The sequence below is a fragment of the Streptomyces sp. NPDC017936 genome, assembly GCF_044328485.1.
Taxonomy (GTDB): Bacteria; Actinomycetota; Actinomycetes; order Streptomycetales; family Streptomycetaceae; genus Streptomyces.
The window spans coordinates 249,934-265,004 of the sequence record NZ_JBIRHK010000007.1 but is presented as its reverse complement, the minus strand read 5'-3'; the positions used below and the strand labels follow the sequence as shown (position 1 = coordinate 265,004).

The window sequence follows — 15,071 nt, the reverse complement described above, 5'->3', positions numbered from 1 at the left end:
CGCGCCGTCGGGGCCGGGGGCCGGGCGGCGCGGGGGGGGGGGCGGGGGGGCGGGGGGACCCGGGGGCGCCGCCCCCGGGGGGGCCGGCGACGACGTGTCCCGGGCGGCCGGGGCCGGTCAGCCCTCGGCCAGCGTGATCTCCTCCTCGTGCGAGGTGTGGAAGTAGGGCAGGGGCAGGAAGCCCTGCTGCCGGAACTCCATCACCGTGGCCTGGACCCGGGCCTCGCCCGGCTTCAGGGTGCCCGGCATGAGCCGGGAGGTGTTGGACCAGCGGTGCTCGGCGCCGTCGCACACCGCCCGGGTGCTGCCGACGCCGTACTGCACGTTCGGAGCGTCCTTGGCGGCGACCGAGGCGCTGACGTAGGCGGGGTGCGTGTTGCCGGTGCAGCGGTAGGTGCCGGAGAGGGTGACCGTGCCGTCCGCGGTGATCTTCCCGGTCTTGTCGACGGTGACCTTCTCGGACGCGTCGGCGCCGGCGGGCGACGCGGACGCGGTCAGCAGGAGCAGAGCGGCACCGGCGGCCGCGGTCAGGGCGGAGCGCAGGAACATGGAAGGACCTCCTGTTGTGTGGGGGGCCTCCACTGGTACCGGGCGGCGGCGCCCGAAGCCGTGACCGTCACCCCTTCGGTGGCGTGTTGCGCCCCCGGCGTCGGGGAACGGTCGTGGAGTTGTCCTGGTGCTGTCACGGTCCGCGCCCCCTGCTGGCGGGAGCGCCGCGGCGGGCGCATGGTCGGTTCACGGGGCCCGCCGCGGGGCCGGCCCCACCGACGTGGAGGTGCACCATGTGCGATCACCGGTCTCCCAGCGCCCGTGCCGACGCCGTGCACGTCGTCGCCGCCCGCCCCGAACAGGGCTGGAGCCTGCTCTGCGACGGCACGATCGTCTTCGACGACTCCGGCGAACTGCGGCCCGACGGCCGCGTCGTGGCCCCGCACCGGGTGACCACCGGGCCGCTGGCCGTCGCCGCCTGATCAGTCCCCCAGGACGGCGAACCCGTCGAGTTCGACGAGGGCCCGCTCGTCCCACAGCCGTACGATCCCCACGACCGCCATCGCCGGATAGTCCCGGCCCGCCAGCTTCCGCCAGACGCGGCCGAGTTCGGCGGCGCGGGCCCGGTACGCGGCGACGTCCGTGACGTAGACCGTGACGCGCGCCAGGTCCGAGGGCGTGCCGCCCGCCGCGGCGAGCGCCGCCAGCAGGTTGCCCAGCGCCCGTTCGAACTGTTCCGGCAGGCTCCGGCCCACCACCGTGCCGTCGGCGTCGAGCGCGGTCTGGCCGGCCAGGAACACCACCCGGGAGCCGGTGGCGACGACCGCGTGCGAGAAGCCCGTCGGCGGGGACAGCCCGGGCGGGTTGACCCGTTCGGCGGTCACCGGCCGGCCTCCGCGCCCGCGTACAGGTCCTTGGCGATGATGCCGCGCTGGACCTCGCTCGCCCCTTCGTAGATCCGTGGGGCGCGGACCTCCCGGTAGAGGTGCTCCAGCAGGTGCCCGCGGCGCAGCGCCCGTGCGCCGTGCAGCTGGACGGCCGCGTCGACGACGTACTGCGCGGTCTCGGTGGCGAGCAGCTTGGCCATCGCGGACCGGCGGGGCACGTCCGGGGCGCCGGTGTCGTGGGCCGTGGCCGCCGCGTAGACCATCAGCCGGGCCGCCTCGGTGCGCAGGGCCATCTCGGCGACCTGGTGGGCGACGGTCTGCAGGTCCCTCAGCTTGCCGCCGAAGGCGTCCCGGCGGGCGGTGTGGGCGAGGGTGGCGTCGAGGGCGGCCTGGGCCATGCCGACGGCGAAGGCGCCGACGCTGGGGCGGAAGAGGGTGAGGGTGCCCAGGGCGACCCGGAAGCCGCGGTCGGGCGCGCCGAGCACGTCGTCCGCGGTGACCGGGACGGCGTCGAAGCGGAGGGCGCCGACGGGGTGCGGGGCGAGCAGGTCGAGGGCGGAGCCGGTGAGGCCGGGGCGGTCGGCGGGGACCAGGAAGGCGGTGACGCCGCGGGCGCCGGTGCCCGCGGCGGTGCGGGCGAAGACGGTGTAGACGTCGGCCTCGGGGGCGTTGGAGATCCAGCACTTCTCGCCGGTCAGGCGCCAGCCGCGCCCGTCCGGTTCCGCGGCCAGGGAGAGGGCCGCGGCGTCCGAGCCGGCGTCCGGCTCGCTGAGCGCGAAGGCGGCGACCGCGCTGCCGTCGGCGACGCGGGGCAGCCAGCGCGCCCTCTGGGCGGGCGTGCCGTGGACGTGCACCGGGTGCGCGCCGAGGCCCTGGAGGGCGAGCGCGGTCTCCGCCTCGGTGCAGGCGTACGCCAGGGACTCGCGCATCAGGCAGAGGTCGACGGCGCCGGAGGTGAACAGGCGGGCCAGCAGTCCGAGCCGGCCGAGTTCGGCGACGAGGGAGCGGTTGACGCGGCCCGGTTCGCCCTGGTCCGCGAGCGGGCGCAGCCGGTCGGCGGCCAGGGCGCGCAGTTCGGCGCACCAGGCGGTCTGTTCCGGTTCGAGTGAGAATGCGGGCATCGCCGGGCCCCTCTCTCCGATGACCTCGCTCGGCCTCGTGCCGGCTCTCCCCCGACGGTATCGCGAGGCGTTGACTGTCGTCACCAACGCGATACGCTCGGTGCGCGAGCCCACCACGACGCCCGCCACGGCGCCCCGCAGGCGCCCACCAAGGCAAGGGGGCGACCCGCCATGAACGCCTCGGCCCACGTCGACACCTTCGCGCGCGACCACCTCCCGCCGCCCGACCAGTGGCCCGAGCTCCGGTTCGACCTGCCGGAGCTGCGCTACCCCCGACGGCTGAACTGCGCCGCCGAACTCCTCACCGGCCCCGATCCCGGCCGGCCCGTCTTCCACACCCCCGCCGGCCCCTCCTGGACCTACGGCGACCTGCGCGCCCGCGTCGACCGGCTCGCGCACCTGCTCACCGGCGACCTCGGCGTCGTCCCCGGCAACCGGGTGCTGCTGCGCGGGCCCACCACGCCCTGGCTGGCGGCCTGCTGGCTGGCGGTGCTCAAGGCGGGCGCGATCGCCGTGACCGTGCTGGACCGGCAGCGCCCGCTCGAGCTGCGCACGATGTGCGAGATCGCCCGGGTCCGGCACGCCCTGTGCGACGTCCGCGCCGTCGACGACCTCGCCGAGGCCGCGGTCCCCGGACTGCGGATCACGACGTACGGCGGTGACGCCCCCGGCGACCTGCTGCGCCGGCCCGCGCCGGACACGCCGTACCGGGCCGTGGACACCGCCGCCGACGACGTGGCGCTGATCGCGTTCACCTCCGGAACCACCGGGCGGCCGAAGGGGTGCCTGCACTTCCACCGGGACGTGCTGGCCGTCGCCGACACCTTCTCGCGGCACGTCCTCAAGCCGCGGCGGGACGACGTGTTCGCGGGCAGCCCCCCGCTCGGCTTCACCTTCGGCCTCGGCGGACTGCTCGTCTTCCCGATGCGGGCCGGCGCGAGCGCGCTGCTCCTGGAACAGGCGGGTCCCGGGCAGCTGCTGCCCGCCGTCGCGGAGCACCGGGTGTCCGTGCTGTTCACCGCCCCGACCGCCTACCGGGCGATGCTCGGCCACCTCGGCGGGCACGACCTGTCCTCGCTGCGGCGCTGCGTCTCCGCCGGCGAGAACCTGCCCGCGGCCACCTGGCGCGCCTGGCACGAGCGGACCGGGCTGCGCCTGATCAACGGCATCGGCGCCACCGAGCTGCTGCACATCTTCCTCTCCGCCGCCGACGAGCGGATCCGGCCCGGCACCACGGGCGTCCCCGTCCCCGGCTGGCACGCGCGCGTGCAGGACGAGGACGGCGAGCCCGTCCCCGACGGACAGCCCGGACTGCTCGCCGTGCGCGGCCCGGTCGGCTGCCGCTACCTCGCCGATCCCCGGCAGCGCGACTACGTGCGGGACGGGTGGAACATCACCGGCGACACCTACGTGCGCGAGGCCGACGGCTGCTTCCGGTACGTCGCCCGCGCCGACGACATGATCATCTCGGCGGGCTACAACATCGCCGGCCCCGAGGTCGAGGAGGCCCTGCTGCGGCATCCGGACGTGGTCGAGGCCGCGGTCGTCGGGCGGCCCGACGAGGCGCGCGGGCAGGTCGTCGTCGCGTACGCCGTGCTGCGCGCGGGGGCGCGGCGGGACGAGGACTCCCTGCGCGCCTTCGTCAAGGCGGAGCTGGCGCCGTACAAGTGCCCGCGCGAGATCGTCTTCCTGGACGCGCTGCCGCGCACCGCGACCGGCAAACTCCAGCGGTTCAGACTGCGCACCGGCGGTGAGGGCGATGCCGACACCGGGGGTGACCAGCAGTGATGCCGACGACCTAAGATGATCAACGTGTCCGACCAGCCCGCACCTCGGTCCCTCATCGTCACGCTCTACGGCGCCTACGGCCGCTTCGCGCCGGGCCCGGTGCCCGTCGCCGAGCTGATCCGGCTGCTCGCCGCGGTCGGCGTCGACGCGCCCTCCGTCCGCTCCTCGGTGTCCCGGCTGAAACGGCGGGGACTGCTCCTGCCGGCGCGCACGGCCCGGGGCGCCGCCGGATACGAACTGTCGGCCGAGGCACGGCAGTTGATGGAGGACGGCGACCGGCGGATCTACGCCACCGCACCGCCCGGGGACGAGGGTTGGGTGCTGGCGGTGTTCTCCGTGCCGGAGTCGGAGCGGCAGAAGCGGCACGTCCTGCGCTCCCGGCTGGCGGGCCTGGGCTTCGGCACGGCCGCCCCCGGCGTGTGGATCGCACCCGCCCGCCTGTACGAGGAGACCCGCAACACGCTGCGGCGGCTGCGCCTCGACCCGTACGTGGACTTCTTCCGCGGCGAGCACCTCGGCTTCGCGCCGACCGTCGACTCCGTCGCCCGCTGGTGGGACCTGGCGGCCGTCGCCGAGCAGCACGAGGCGTTCCTCGACCGCCACGAACACGTGCTGCGGGCCTGGGAGCGGCGCACGGACACGCCCGCGGAGGAGGCCTACCGCGACTACCTCCTCGCCCTCGACTCCTGGCGCCACCTCCCCTACGCCGACCCCGGACTGCCCGCCCCGCTGCTCCCCGGCGACTGGCCGGGCGCGCGCTCGGCGGACGTCTTCCGGGGACTGCACGAGCGGCTGCGGGACGCCGGCGCGGAGTTCGCCGGGGTGCCGCCGGCCGTCTGATCCGGTCGGCTCCCCAGCGACAGCCGGGGCCGGGGCGCGTCCGTGCGTCCGGTCCGCGGCGGCCGGCTGCCCGCCCGGTACGGCGCCGGCCAGACGGCGCCCGGGCCGTCGTAGCCCTGCTCGGCGGCCGCGTGCAGGGTCCAGTGCGGGTCGTACAGGTGCGGGCGGCCCAGGGCGCACAGGTCCGCGCGCCCGGCCAGGATCAGCGAGTTGACGTCGTCCCAGGAGGAGATCGCGCCGACCGCGATCACCGGGATCCCCGCCTCGTGCCGGATCCGGTCCGCGAACGGCGTCTGGTACGACCGCCCGAACTCCGGCGCCTCCTCGGCGACGACCTGGCCCGTGGAGACGTCGACGGCGTCGGCGCCGTGCGCGGCGAACGCGCGGGCGATCTCCACGGCGTCCTCGGCCGTGGTGCCGCCGTCGGCCCAGTCGGTGGCGGAGATCCGGACCGTCATGGGCCGCTCCTGCGGCCACACCGCGCGGACGGCGTCGAAGACCTCCAGCGGGAAGCGCAGCCGCCGCGCGAGCGAGCCGCCGTAGGCGTCGGCGCGGCGGTTGGTCAGGGGCGAGAGGAAGCCGGACAGCAGGTATCCGTGCGCGCAGTGGAGTTCGAGCAGGTCGAAGCCGGCCCGGGCGGCCCGCGCCGCGGCGGCCGTGAACTGTTCGCGGAGATCCGTGAGCTGGGCCCGGCCCAGTTCCCGGGGTGGCCGGCCGCCCGGCTTGTACGGCAGCGCGGAGGCGGCCACGAGGGGCCAGTTGCCGTCGGGCAGCGGTTCGTCCAGGCCCTCCCACATCGGCCGGGTCGAGCCCTTGCGCCCGCTGTGGCCGAGCTGGACGCCGATCGCGGTGCCCGGGGCCTGCGCGTGCACGAAGTCGGTGACGCGCCGCCACGCCTCGGCCTGGCGGGCGGTGTACAGGCCCGTGCAGCCGGGCGTGATGCGCCCCTCGGGCGACACGCACACCATCTCCGTCATCACCAGCCCGGCCCCGCCCAGGGCGCGGGCGCCGAGGTGGACCAGGTGGAAGTCGCCGGGCAGGCCGTCGGTCGCCGAGTACATGTCCATCGGGGAGACGACGACCCGGTTGCGCAGGGTCAGGCCGCGCATCCGGAAGGGGGTGAACATCGGGGGCGTTCCGGGCGGGCAGCCGAACTCCCGCTCCACGGAGCCGGTGAAGCCCGGGTCGCGCAGCCGCAGGTTGTCGTGGGTGACGCGGCGGCTGCGGGTCAGCAGGTTGAAGGCGAACCGGCGGGGCGGCTGCCCGGCGTACAGGGCGAGGTTCTCGAACCACTCCAGGCTGGCGCGGGCGGCGCGCTGCGTGGAGGCGACGACGGGCCTGCGCTCCTCCTCGTAGGCGCGCAGCGCCTCCTGGAGCGAGGGCTGTTCGTCCAGGCACGCGGCCAGCGCGAGGGCGTCCTCGACGGCGAGCTTGGTGCCGGAGCCGATGGAGAAGTGGGCGGTGTGGGCGGCGTCGCCCAGCAGCACGACGTTGCCGTGCGACCAGCGCTCGTTCGTCACCGTGCGGAAGGTGGTCCACGCGGACTCGTTGGACCTGAGCGGCCGTCCGCCGAGCGCGTCCGCGAAGATCTTGGCGCAGCGCCCGATCGACTCCCGCTCGTCCGGCTCGTCGAAGCCCGCCGCCCGCCACACCTCCTCGCGCATCTCGACGATCACCGTGGAGGAGCCGGCGGCGTAGGGGTAGCCGTGCAGCTGCATCACGCCGTGCTCGGTCTCGGCGGTCTCGAAGCGGAAGGCGTCGAAGGCGAAGTCGGCGGCGAGCCAGATGTAGCGGCAGCGGTGGCTGTCCACGCGGGGGCGGAAGGCGTGCGCGTAGGCCTCGCGGGTGGCGCTGTGCACCCCGTCGGCGGCGATGACGAGGTCGTACGACCCGGCGAGCCGCGCCGGGTCCGGGGCCTTCGTCCGCAGGCGCAGGTCCACGCCGAGGGAGCGGCAGCGCCCGTGCAGGATCTGCAGGAGCCGCTTCCTGCCCACGGCGGCGAAGCCGTGGCCTCCGGCGGTGTGGCGGGTTCCCCGGTGGACGATGTGGATGTCGTCCCAGCGGATGAACTCCCGTTCGAGGGCTGCGTGGACCACGGGGTCCGCGCTCTCGATGCCGCCGAGGGTCTCGTCGGAGAGGACGACGCCGAAGCCGAAGGTGTCGTCGGGGGCGTTGCGTTCCCAGAGGGTGACCTCGCGGTCGGCGTCCAGGCGTTTCAGGAGGGCCGCGGCGTAGAGGCCGCCGGGGCCTCCGCCGATGACCGCCACGCGCAGGGGACGGCCCCGCGCCCCTGCGGCCGGCGTCCTCCCGTCGGCCGCTCCGGCCGCCGGTCCCGGTCCCGGGGCCGGCGTCCTCGCGTCGGGTGCCGCGGTCACCGTCCGCGCCACTTCGGGGGCCTCTTCCCGGTGAAGGCCGCGTGGAACTCGGCGTAGTCCTCGCCGTTCATCAGGAGGGCCTGGGTGGCCGCGTCCAGTTCCACGGCTGCCGACAGCGGCATGTCGAGCTCGGCCGTGAGCAGGGCCTTCGTCTGGGCGTGGGCCAGGGCCGGGCCGTCGGCCAGGCGGCGGGCGAGAGCCTGTGCGGCCTCGTCGACCCGGCCCTCGTCCGTGAGTTCGCCGATCAGGCCGATCCGCTCGGCCTCCGGCGCCCGGACCGGCTCCCCCAGCATGAGGAGGCGGGTCGCGTGGCCGAGGCCCACGACCCTCGGGAGCAGGTAGGCGGCGCCCATGTCGCCGCCGGAGAGGCCGACCCGGGTGAAGAGGAACGCGAACCGGGCGGTGGGGTCGGCGACCCGGAAGTCCGCGGCGAGGGCGAGGACGGCGCCGGCGCCCGCGGCCACCCCGTGCACCGCGGCGATCACCGGGAACGGGCACTCCCGTACGGCCCGCACGACCTGCCCGGTCATCCGGTTGAAGTCGAGGAGCTGGGCGGTGTCCAGGGCGAGGGTGGCGCCGATGATCTCCTCGACGTCGCCGCCGGAGCAGAAGCCGCGGCCCTCGCCGGCCAGCACCAGGGCGCGGACGGACCGCTCCCGGGACAGTTCGGCGAGCAGGTCGCGCAGGTCGGCGTAGGCGCCGAAGGTGAGCGCGTTGAGCTTCTCGGGGCGGGTGAGGGTGACGGTGGCGACGCCGTCGGCGTGGGTGACGCGGAGGTGGTGCCAGTCGGAGGTGCGGGCGGCGGAGCCGGTGAAGGGACTCATGAGGGCGGCCTCCTCGACGAGCGGTCACTCCCGAAGTTATCACCCTTGTTTGACTGTCGTCAGGAGTGCGCGACAGGCGGGACGGGTATGCGACGAACGTGTCACTGCGTGCCCGGTCCGCGTCATACGCGTCACCGGTCGTCGACAACGCGGTAACGACGGGATCGGAGGTGCGAGCGGGCCCGTTGAGCCGGGTAGGCCGCCGGTGACGGGGCCGAGGGTCCCGGACGGCGACCGCCCGCGTCTCCGCCGGAGGGGCCGCCGTACCATTCCCAGAAGTTGAAAGCAGGACAGCCTGATGCCGAGGACAGGACCCTGCGCCATGAACGGACTCGCCTTGCACGAACGCCCCGCCTCCCCCGCCTCCTGGCGCATCGCGCTGCCGCACTCCGCCGCGGCCGTGCCGGTGGCCCGTGCACTGGTCCGTACGGCGCTGGCGGAGCGGGGCCACGGGGCGGACAGCGACACGGCGGAGCTGCTCACCGCCGAACTGGTGGCGAACGCCGTGGAGCACACCGCGGGGGACGCCCCGATAGAGCTGGTGGTGCAGCTGCTGCCGACCGGCTGCCAGGTCGAGGTGCACGACCCCGACCCGGTGCCGCCCGGCGACCTGACGCGTCCGGCGGGCGGGGAGCCCGACCCGTGGCAGGAGCACGGGCGCGGGCTGCTGCTGATCCGCGCCCTCAGCTCGTCCTGCGGTCACCGTCCCACGGAGTCGGGCAAGGCGGTCTGGTTCAGACTGGCTGCGGTTCCGCCGCAGTGGCGTCCGCGTCCCGCGTGACCCGCGTCAGACGGGAGGCGCGGCGCCCGTAGAGGGCGTACAGCGCCAGGCCGGCGGCGAGGAACAGGCCGAACTGGAGCCAGGTCGTCCAGCCCGTCTCGTACATCAGGTACAGGCAGAAGCCGACGCCGAGCAGCGGCACCAGGGGGAACAGCGGGACGCGGAAGGTGCGCGCCAGGTGCGGTTCGCGCCGGCGCAGGGCGATGACCGCGATGTTGACGACCGCCATGACGGCGAGGGTGCCGATGGTGCACAGGTTCATCACGGCGTCCAGGGAGGCGAAGGCCGCCGGGAGCGCGAAGACGACCGCCACGATGAGGGTGCCGGCGACGGGCGTGGCCGTGCGCGGGGAGACCTTCTCGAAGACGCGCGGGACGAGTCCGTCGCGGGCCATGGACAGCAGGATGCGGGTCTGGCCGTACATCACCGCGAGGACGACGGACGCGATGGCGACGACCGCGCCGAAGGCGATGATCCCGCCGCCCACGGAGGAGCCGGTGACCCGGTCGACCACGTAGGACAGGGCGGCCGGGCGGCCGGCGACCTCGTCGCCGCCGACGGCGCCGGTCGCGGCGAGCGCGACCGCGCAGTACAGCAGGGTGACCAGGCCCATGCAGACGAGGATCGCCACGGGGACGTCCCGGCGCGGGTTCTTCGCCTCCTCGCCGGCCGTGGTGATCGCGTCGAAGCCGATGTAGGAGAAGAAGGCGGCGGTGGTGCCGGCGCCGATGCCGCCGAGGCCGGCCGGGGAGAAGGGCGTGAGGTTGCCGTCCCGGAAGGCGCTGAGGCCGATCGCGCAGAAGGCGACGAGGATCGCGAGCTTGAGCACCGCCATGGCGGCGGTGGCGCGGGCGCTCTCGCGGACGCCGCGCACGAGGAGGACGGCGGCCATGGCGATGACGAGGACGGCGGGCAGGTTCACGACCCCGCCGTCACCGGGCCCGGCGGACAGGGCCGCGGGCAGCTGTCCGCCGGTGAGGCTCTCCAGCAGCTCGTTGACGTACTGGCTCCAGCCCACCGCGACGGCCGACACGGAGACGCCGTACTCCAGGAGCAGGCACCAGCCGACGAGGAAGGCCGTGGTCTCGCCGAGGCTCGCGTAGGCGAAGGAGTACGAGGAGCCGGAGACCGGGATCGCGCCGGCCAGCTCGGCGAACGCGAACGCGGTGAACACGCAGGTGATCGCGGCGAGGACGAAGGACAGGACGACGGCCGGGCCGGCCTGGGCGACCGAGTCGGAGAGACCGACGAAGATGCCGGTGCCGACGATCGCGCCGACGCCGAAGCAGACCAGCTGGAAGAGGCCCATCGTGCGGCGCAGGCCGTGGCCCTCCCGGTCGGCGCCGGATTCGGCCACGAGGAGGGCCGGGGACTTGATGCGGGGCATGCGGGTGGTGCTTGTTTCTGGTGGTGCGGGTGCGACGGGGTGTGTCGCGCGGCGACGCGGTCACGTCGCGCGGCGGCCACGGAAGGGGTGGCTCCGGGCCGCCGGACAGCATAGGGCCAGGTCGGTCAGGCGAGTGTGGCGACCAGCACAGCCTTGATGGTGTGCAGGCGGTTCTCCGCCTCGTCGAAGACGACCGAGTGGGCCGACTCGAAGACCTCGTCGGTCACCTCGAGGGACTCCAGGCCGTGGGTCTCGTGGATCTCGCGGCCGACCTCGGTGCCGAGGTCGTGGAAGGCCGGCAGGCAGTGCAGGAACTTCACGTCCGGGTTGCCGGTGGCGCGCAGGACGTCCATGGTCACGGCGTAGGGGCCGAGGGCGGCGATCCGCTCGTCCCAGACCTCCTTCGGCTCGCCCATGGACACCCACACGTCGGTGGCGACGAAGTCGGCGCCGAGGACGCCCTCCGTCAGGGACTCGGTGAGGGTGACGCGGGCCCCGCTGGCCCGCGCCAGCTCGCGGGCCCGGTCGACGACCTCCTGGGCGGGCCAGTAGGTCTTCGGGGCGACGATGCGCACGTCCATGCCGAGCAGGGCGCCGGTGACCAGGTAGGAGTTGCCCATGTTGAAGCGGGCGTCGCCGAGGTAGGCGAAGGCGGTCCGCTCCAGGGGCTTGCCGCTGTGCTCGGTCATGGTGAGCACGTCGGCGAGCATCTGGGTGGGGTGCCAGTCGTCGGTGAGGCCGTTGTAGACGGGCACGCCCGCGTACGCCGCGAGCTCCTCCACCTTGGCCTGGCTGTCCCCCCGGTACTCGATCCCGTCGTACATCCGGCCCAGCACCCGCGCCGTGTCCTTCACGGACTCCTTGTGGCCGATCTGCGAGCCGGACGGATCGAGGTACGTCGTCGAGGCTCCCTGGTCGGCGGCCGCGACCTCGAACGCGCAGCGGGTGCGCGTCGAGGTCTTCTCGAAGATCAGCGCGATGTTCCTGCCGCTCAGGTACCGCGTCTCCGTCCCGGCCTTCTTGGCGGCCTTCAGCTCGGCGGCCAGCTCGACGAGACCGCGGAACTCCTCGGGGGTGAAGTCCAGTTCCTTGAGGAAGTGGCGGCCGGCGAGGGCGGTCGGGACTGTCGCCATGGGGCGCTCCAGAGGTGCGGTGCTGAGATGCAGTGACAGGGACCCTTGGAAGTCTATACGACATTCAGCATTTCTATGCGGGAGATTCCCCCGCTCCCTCCGCGCCGCCCGCAGCGCCTTCCGCCCCGGACCACCTCGCCCCCGTCCGGACCGCCGACCGCTCGACCGGGCAGCTCATGCAGCGCGGCCCGCCCCGGCCCCGGCCCAGTTCGCTGCCGGGGATCTCGATCACCTCGATGCCCTGCTTGCGCAGGTGGGTGTTGGTGGTGGCGTTGCGCTCGTAGGCGATCACGACCCCCGGTTCGACGGCGAGGACGTTGCAGCCGTCGTCCCACTGCTCGCGCTCGGCCGCGTGCACGTCCTGGGTGGCGGTGAGCACCCGGATCTCGCTGAGGCCGAGGGCGGCGGCGATCGCGCGGTGCATGTGCTCCGGCGGGTGGTCGGTGACCTTCAGCTCCTTCTCGCCGACGCCCGGCTCGATCGTGTACGAGCGGAGCATGCCGAGGCCCGCGTACTGGGTGAAGGTGTCGCCGTCGACCATCGTCATCACGGTGTCGAGGTGCATGAACGCGCGCCGCTTCGGCATGTCGAGGGCCACGATCGTCCGGGCCGAGCCCGCGGCGAACAGCTTGTGGGCGAGCATCTCGACGGCCTGGGGCGTGGTGCGCTCGCTCATGCCGATCAGGACCGCGCCGTTGCCGATCACCAGGACGTCCCCGCCCTCGATGGTGGACGGGTAGTCGGCCTGGCCCTCGGACCAGACGTGGAACGTCTCCGCGCGGAAGAGCGGGTGGTGGCGGTAGATCGCCTCGAAGTGCACGGTCTCGCGCCGCCGGGCCGGCCGGCGCATCGCGTTGACGGCGACGCCGTCGTAGATCCAGGCGGAGGTGTCGCGGGTGAAGAGGTGGTTGGGGAGCGGGCCGAGGAGGAAGTCGTCGAGTTCCATGACGTGGAAGCGGACGGAGGTCGGCTCCGGGTGCGCCTCCAGGAACTCCCGCTTGGTGATGCCGCCGACGAGGAGTTCGGCGAGGTCGGGCGCGGGCAGCCCCTCGAAGGCGGCGCGGAGGTGGTCGGTGGCGAGCACCCCGTACTCCTTCTCGTCGAAGACCCGGTCCAGGACGAGCGTGCGGGCCGCCGGGATCTCCAGGGCCTCGGTGAGCAGGTCGCCGAAGAGGTGGACGGCGACACCGCGGTCGCGCAGCACGTCCGCGAAGCCGTCGTGCTCGGCGCGCGCCCGGCGCACCCACAGCACGTCGTCGAAGAGGAGGGCGTCCTTGTTGCTGGGGGTGAGCCTTTTGAGCTCGAGATCCGGCCGGTGCAGGATGACGCGGCGCAGCCGCCCGGCCTCGGAGTCGACGTGGAATCCCATGCCTTCATCCTGGCCACCGGGAGCCGCCTTCACCCGCCGCCGGACCGATTCCGCACACACCTGTTCTCGTCCCCTTGACGACAAGCGGCCCTCCGGATTATCGTCCCCTTGACGAGAATCGGGGACGCGGGACATCCGGGGGGACCCTTCATGGCCGACATCACCCGGCGCCTGGGCTGGCGCCATCTGCGGGGCGCGCCCACGGCACACGTCCGGCACCACCGCTCCGGCAGGCTGGTGCACGACGGGCCGGGGCTCAGCTTCTGGTTCCGCTCCCTGACCGCCGCGCTCTCCGAGGTCCCGGTCGACGACCGGGAGCTGGCGATGACCTTCCACGCCCGCACCGCGGACTTCCAGGACGTGACCGTGCAGGCCACGGTGACGTACCGCATCAGCGACCCGGCCGTCGCGGCCGCCCGCCTCGACTTCTCGATCGACCCGGACAGCGGCGCGTGGCGGGGCGCCCCCCTCGAACAGCTCGGCACCCTGCTGACGGAGACGGCCCAGCAGCACGCCCTGGACGTGCTGGCCCGCACACCGCTGTCGGCGGCGCTGGTCGACGGGGTGACGTCGGTGCGGGAGCGGGTCGCGGCGGGCCTGGCGGCGGAGCCGCGGCTGCCCGGCACCGGGATCGAGATCGTGGCCGTGCGGGTGGTGGCGCTGCGTCCGGAGCCCGAGGTGGAGCGCGCCCTGCGCACTCCGGCCCGCGAGCAGATCCAGCAGGAGGCCGACCGGGCGACGTACGAGCGGCGTGCGGTGGCCGTCGAACGGGAGCGCACGATCGCCGAGAACGAACTCGCCAGCAGGATCGAACTCGCCCGGCGCGAGGAGCGACTGGTCGAGCAGCGCGGTACGAACGCCCGCCGTGAGGCGGAGGAGAGCGCGGCCGCGGACAAGGTACGGGCCGAGGCGGAGGCCACGCGCACGGTCCGCCTGGCCGAGGCGGAGGCGGCCCGTTGCGTACGGCTCGCCCGCGCGGAGGCGGAGGCGGCGCGCGAGGTGGGCGAGGCGCGGGCGCAGGCGCAGGCCGCGTGGCTGCGCGTCCACGCCGACGTCGACGTGGCGACCCTGCACGCCCTGACCGGCACCCGGCTCGCGGAGAACCTGCCGCACATCGACAACGTGACGATCTCGCCGGACGTCCTGACCGGGCTCCTGGCGAAGCTCGGCGCCGGAGACCGCTCATGAGCCTGGCCCCGCGGGCCGTGCTGGTCCACCGCACCACGGAGTACGAGGAGCTGGTGGCCCGGCACGGCACGCACGGCCAGGCCGCCTTCTTCCTCTCCTCGCGGGGCCGGGACATCGAGGAGGTCGCCGCACGGCACCGCCGCACGCGGCGGGCGCTGGCGGAGGTGACGGCGGCGGTCCCGCTGACCTGGCGGCAGACCCGGGTGGAGCGGGCCGACCTGGACCGCTTCCTGTTCGCGCCGGAGGACGTGGTGGTCGTGGTGGGCCAGGACGGGCTGGTGGCGAACGTCGCCAAGTACCTGGCCGGACAGCCGGTGGTGGGCATCGACACCGATCCCGGCCGCAACCCGGGCGTCCTGGTGCGGCACCGGCCCTCGGACGCGGCGGGACTGCTGGCGGGCGCGGGCCGGGAGGCCGACGAGCTGACGATGGTCGAGGTCGTCGCCGACGACACCCAGCGCCTCGTGGCGCTCAACGAGATCTACCTGGGCGCCGCCGGTCACCGGACCGCCCGCTACCGCCTGGGCCTCGAGGACGACGGGGGTGTCGTCGAGGCCCAGGCCTCCTCCGGGGTGCTCGTGGGCACGGGGACGGGCGCCACCGGCTGGATCCGCTCGGTGTGGCAGGACCGCCGCGCGTCCCTGCGGCTCCCGTCCCCCACCGAGGACCGGCTCCTGTGGTTCGTCCGGGAGGCCTGGCCGTCCCCGGCGACCGGCACCTCGCTGGTCGCCGGGGAGCTGGCCGCCGCCGCCCGCCTCCGCCTCACCGTCGAGTCCGAGCGGCTGATCGCCTTCGGGGACGGCATGGAGACGGACGCCCTCGAACTCACCTGGGGGCAGACGGCCGAGATCGGCGTGTGCGAGCGGCGGCTACGCCTCGTGGGCTGAGC

General features: G+C 74.4%; 12 protein-coding genes and 2 pseudogenes. 6 read left to right on the top strand and 8 right to left on the bottom strand.

The window, feature by feature from the left end:
• Positions 1 to 117: 117 nt before the first annotated feature.
• Positions 118 to 549: a DUF6299 family protein gene (locus ACH4F6_RS17020; RefSeq protein ID WP_397960946.1), complete on the bottom strand. Its 432-nt coding sequence runs from the start codon at positions 547 to 549 to the stop codon at positions 118 to 120.
• Between the two features lie 233 nt (positions 550 to 782).
• Between ACH4F6_RS17020 and ACH4F6_RS17015 the strand changes: the two genes are divergently transcribed.
• Positions 783 to 971 carry a DUF5999 family protein gene (locus tag ACH4F6_RS17015; RefSeq protein ID WP_397960945.1) on the top strand — a complete coding sequence of 63 codons (189 nt, stop codon included), beginning with the start codon at positions 783 to 785 and terminating at the stop codon, positions 969 to 971.
• On the opposite strand, the gene ACH4F6_RS17010 is transcribed toward ACH4F6_RS17015, so the two are convergent.
• Both ACH4F6_RS17010 and ACH4F6_RS17005 read right to left on the bottom strand, forming a co-directional pair.
• Positions 972 to 1,373 (bottom strand): RidA family protein, encoded by a 402-nt coding sequence (locus ACH4F6_RS17010; RefSeq protein ID WP_397960944.1) that lies wholly within the window; start codon positions 1,371 to 1,373, stop codon positions 972 to 974.
• Positions 1,370 to 2,497: an acyl-CoA dehydrogenase family protein gene (locus ACH4F6_RS17005; protein WP_397960943.1), complete on the bottom strand. Its 1,128-nt coding sequence runs from the start codon at positions 2,495 to 2,497 to the stop codon at positions 1,370 to 1,372. The genes ACH4F6_RS17010 and ACH4F6_RS17005 overlap by 4 nt, the downstream gene beginning before the upstream one ends.
• A 171-nt stretch (positions 2,498 to 2,668) precedes the next feature.
• Here ACH4F6_RS17005 and ACH4F6_RS17000 point away from each other — a divergent pair, with 171 nt between their 5' ends.
• Together ACH4F6_RS17000 and ACH4F6_RS16995 are read left to right on the top strand one after the other, a co-directional pair.
• On the top strand, positions 2,669 to 4,285 hold the full coding sequence (locus ACH4F6_RS17000; protein ID WP_397960942.1) for an AMP-binding protein: 1,617 nt from the start codon (positions 2,669 to 2,671) through the stop codon (positions 4,283 to 4,285).
• A 15-nt stretch (positions 4,286 to 4,300) separates the two neighbouring features.
• The gene (locus ACH4F6_RS16995) at positions 4,301 to 5,125 is read left to right on the top strand and encodes a PaaX family transcriptional regulator C-terminal domain-containing protein (protein WP_397960941.1); all 825 of its coding nucleotides are present in this window, start codon (positions 4,301 to 4,303) and stop codon (positions 5,123 to 5,125) included.
• An 8-nt stretch (positions 5,126 to 5,133) separates the two neighbouring features.
• Here ACH4F6_RS16995 and ACH4F6_RS16990 read toward each other — a convergent pair.
• Both ACH4F6_RS16990 and ACH4F6_RS16985 read right to left on the bottom strand, forming a co-directional pair.
• A pseudogene (locus ACH4F6_RS16990) lies at positions 5,134 to 7,398 on the bottom strand (bifunctional salicylyl-CoA 5-hydroxylase/oxidoreductase); the annotation flags it as partial.
• 98 nt (positions 7,399 to 7,496) lie between these two features.
• On the bottom strand, positions 7,497 to 8,324 hold the full coding sequence (locus ACH4F6_RS16985) for an enoyl-CoA hydratase family protein (protein WP_397960940.1): 828 nt from the start codon (positions 8,322 to 8,324) through the stop codon (positions 7,497 to 7,499).
• Between the two features lie 322 nt (positions 8,325 to 8,646).
• Here ACH4F6_RS16985 and ACH4F6_RS16980 point away from each other — a divergent pair, with 322 nt between their 5' ends.
• Positions 8,647 to 9,105, top strand: coding sequence for an ATP-binding protein (locus tag ACH4F6_RS16980; protein WP_397960939.1), 459 nt, complete (start codon positions 8,647 to 8,649; stop codon positions 9,103 to 9,105).
• Here ACH4F6_RS16980 and ACH4F6_RS16975 read toward each other — a convergent pair.
• The 3 genes and pseudogenes from ACH4F6_RS16975 to ACH4F6_RS16965 all read right to left on the bottom strand — a co-directional run.
• Positions 9,059 to 10,492, bottom strand: a complete 1,434-nt coding sequence (locus ACH4F6_RS16975; protein ID WP_397960938.1) for an amino acid permease — start codon at positions 10,490 to 10,492, stop codon at positions 9,059 to 9,061. The two genes, ACH4F6_RS16980 and ACH4F6_RS16975, sit on opposite strands and share 47 nt — an antisense overlap.
• Positions 10,493 to 10,617: 125 nt before the next feature.
• The gene (gene argF, locus ACH4F6_RS16970) at positions 10,618 to 11,625 is read right to left on the bottom strand and encodes an ornithine carbamoyltransferase (RefSeq protein ID WP_397960937.1); all 1,008 of its coding nucleotides are present in this window, start codon (positions 11,623 to 11,625) and stop codon (positions 10,618 to 10,620) included.
• 148 nt (positions 11,626 to 11,773) lie between these two features.
• Positions 11,774 to 12,994 (bottom strand): annotated as a pseudogene (locus ACH4F6_RS16965) (arginine deiminase); the annotation flags it as partial.
• Positions 12,995 to 13,144: 150 nt separating this feature from the next.
• On the opposite strand from ACH4F6_RS16965, the gene ACH4F6_RS16960 reads away from it, so the two are divergent.
• Together ACH4F6_RS16960 and ACH4F6_RS16955 are read left to right on the top strand one after the other, a co-directional pair.
• Positions 13,145 to 14,182, top strand: a complete 1,038-nt coding sequence (locus ACH4F6_RS16960; protein WP_397960936.1) for an SPFH domain-containing protein — start codon at positions 13,145 to 13,147, stop codon at positions 14,180 to 14,182.
• Positions 14,179 to 15,069: a hypothetical protein gene (locus tag ACH4F6_RS16955; protein ID WP_397960935.1), complete on the top strand. Its 891-nt coding sequence runs from the start codon at positions 14,179 to 14,181 to the stop codon at positions 15,067 to 15,069. The genes ACH4F6_RS16960 and ACH4F6_RS16955 overlap by 4 nt, the downstream gene beginning before the upstream one ends.
• The last annotated feature ends 2 nt before the right edge of the window (positions 15,070 to 15,071 follow it).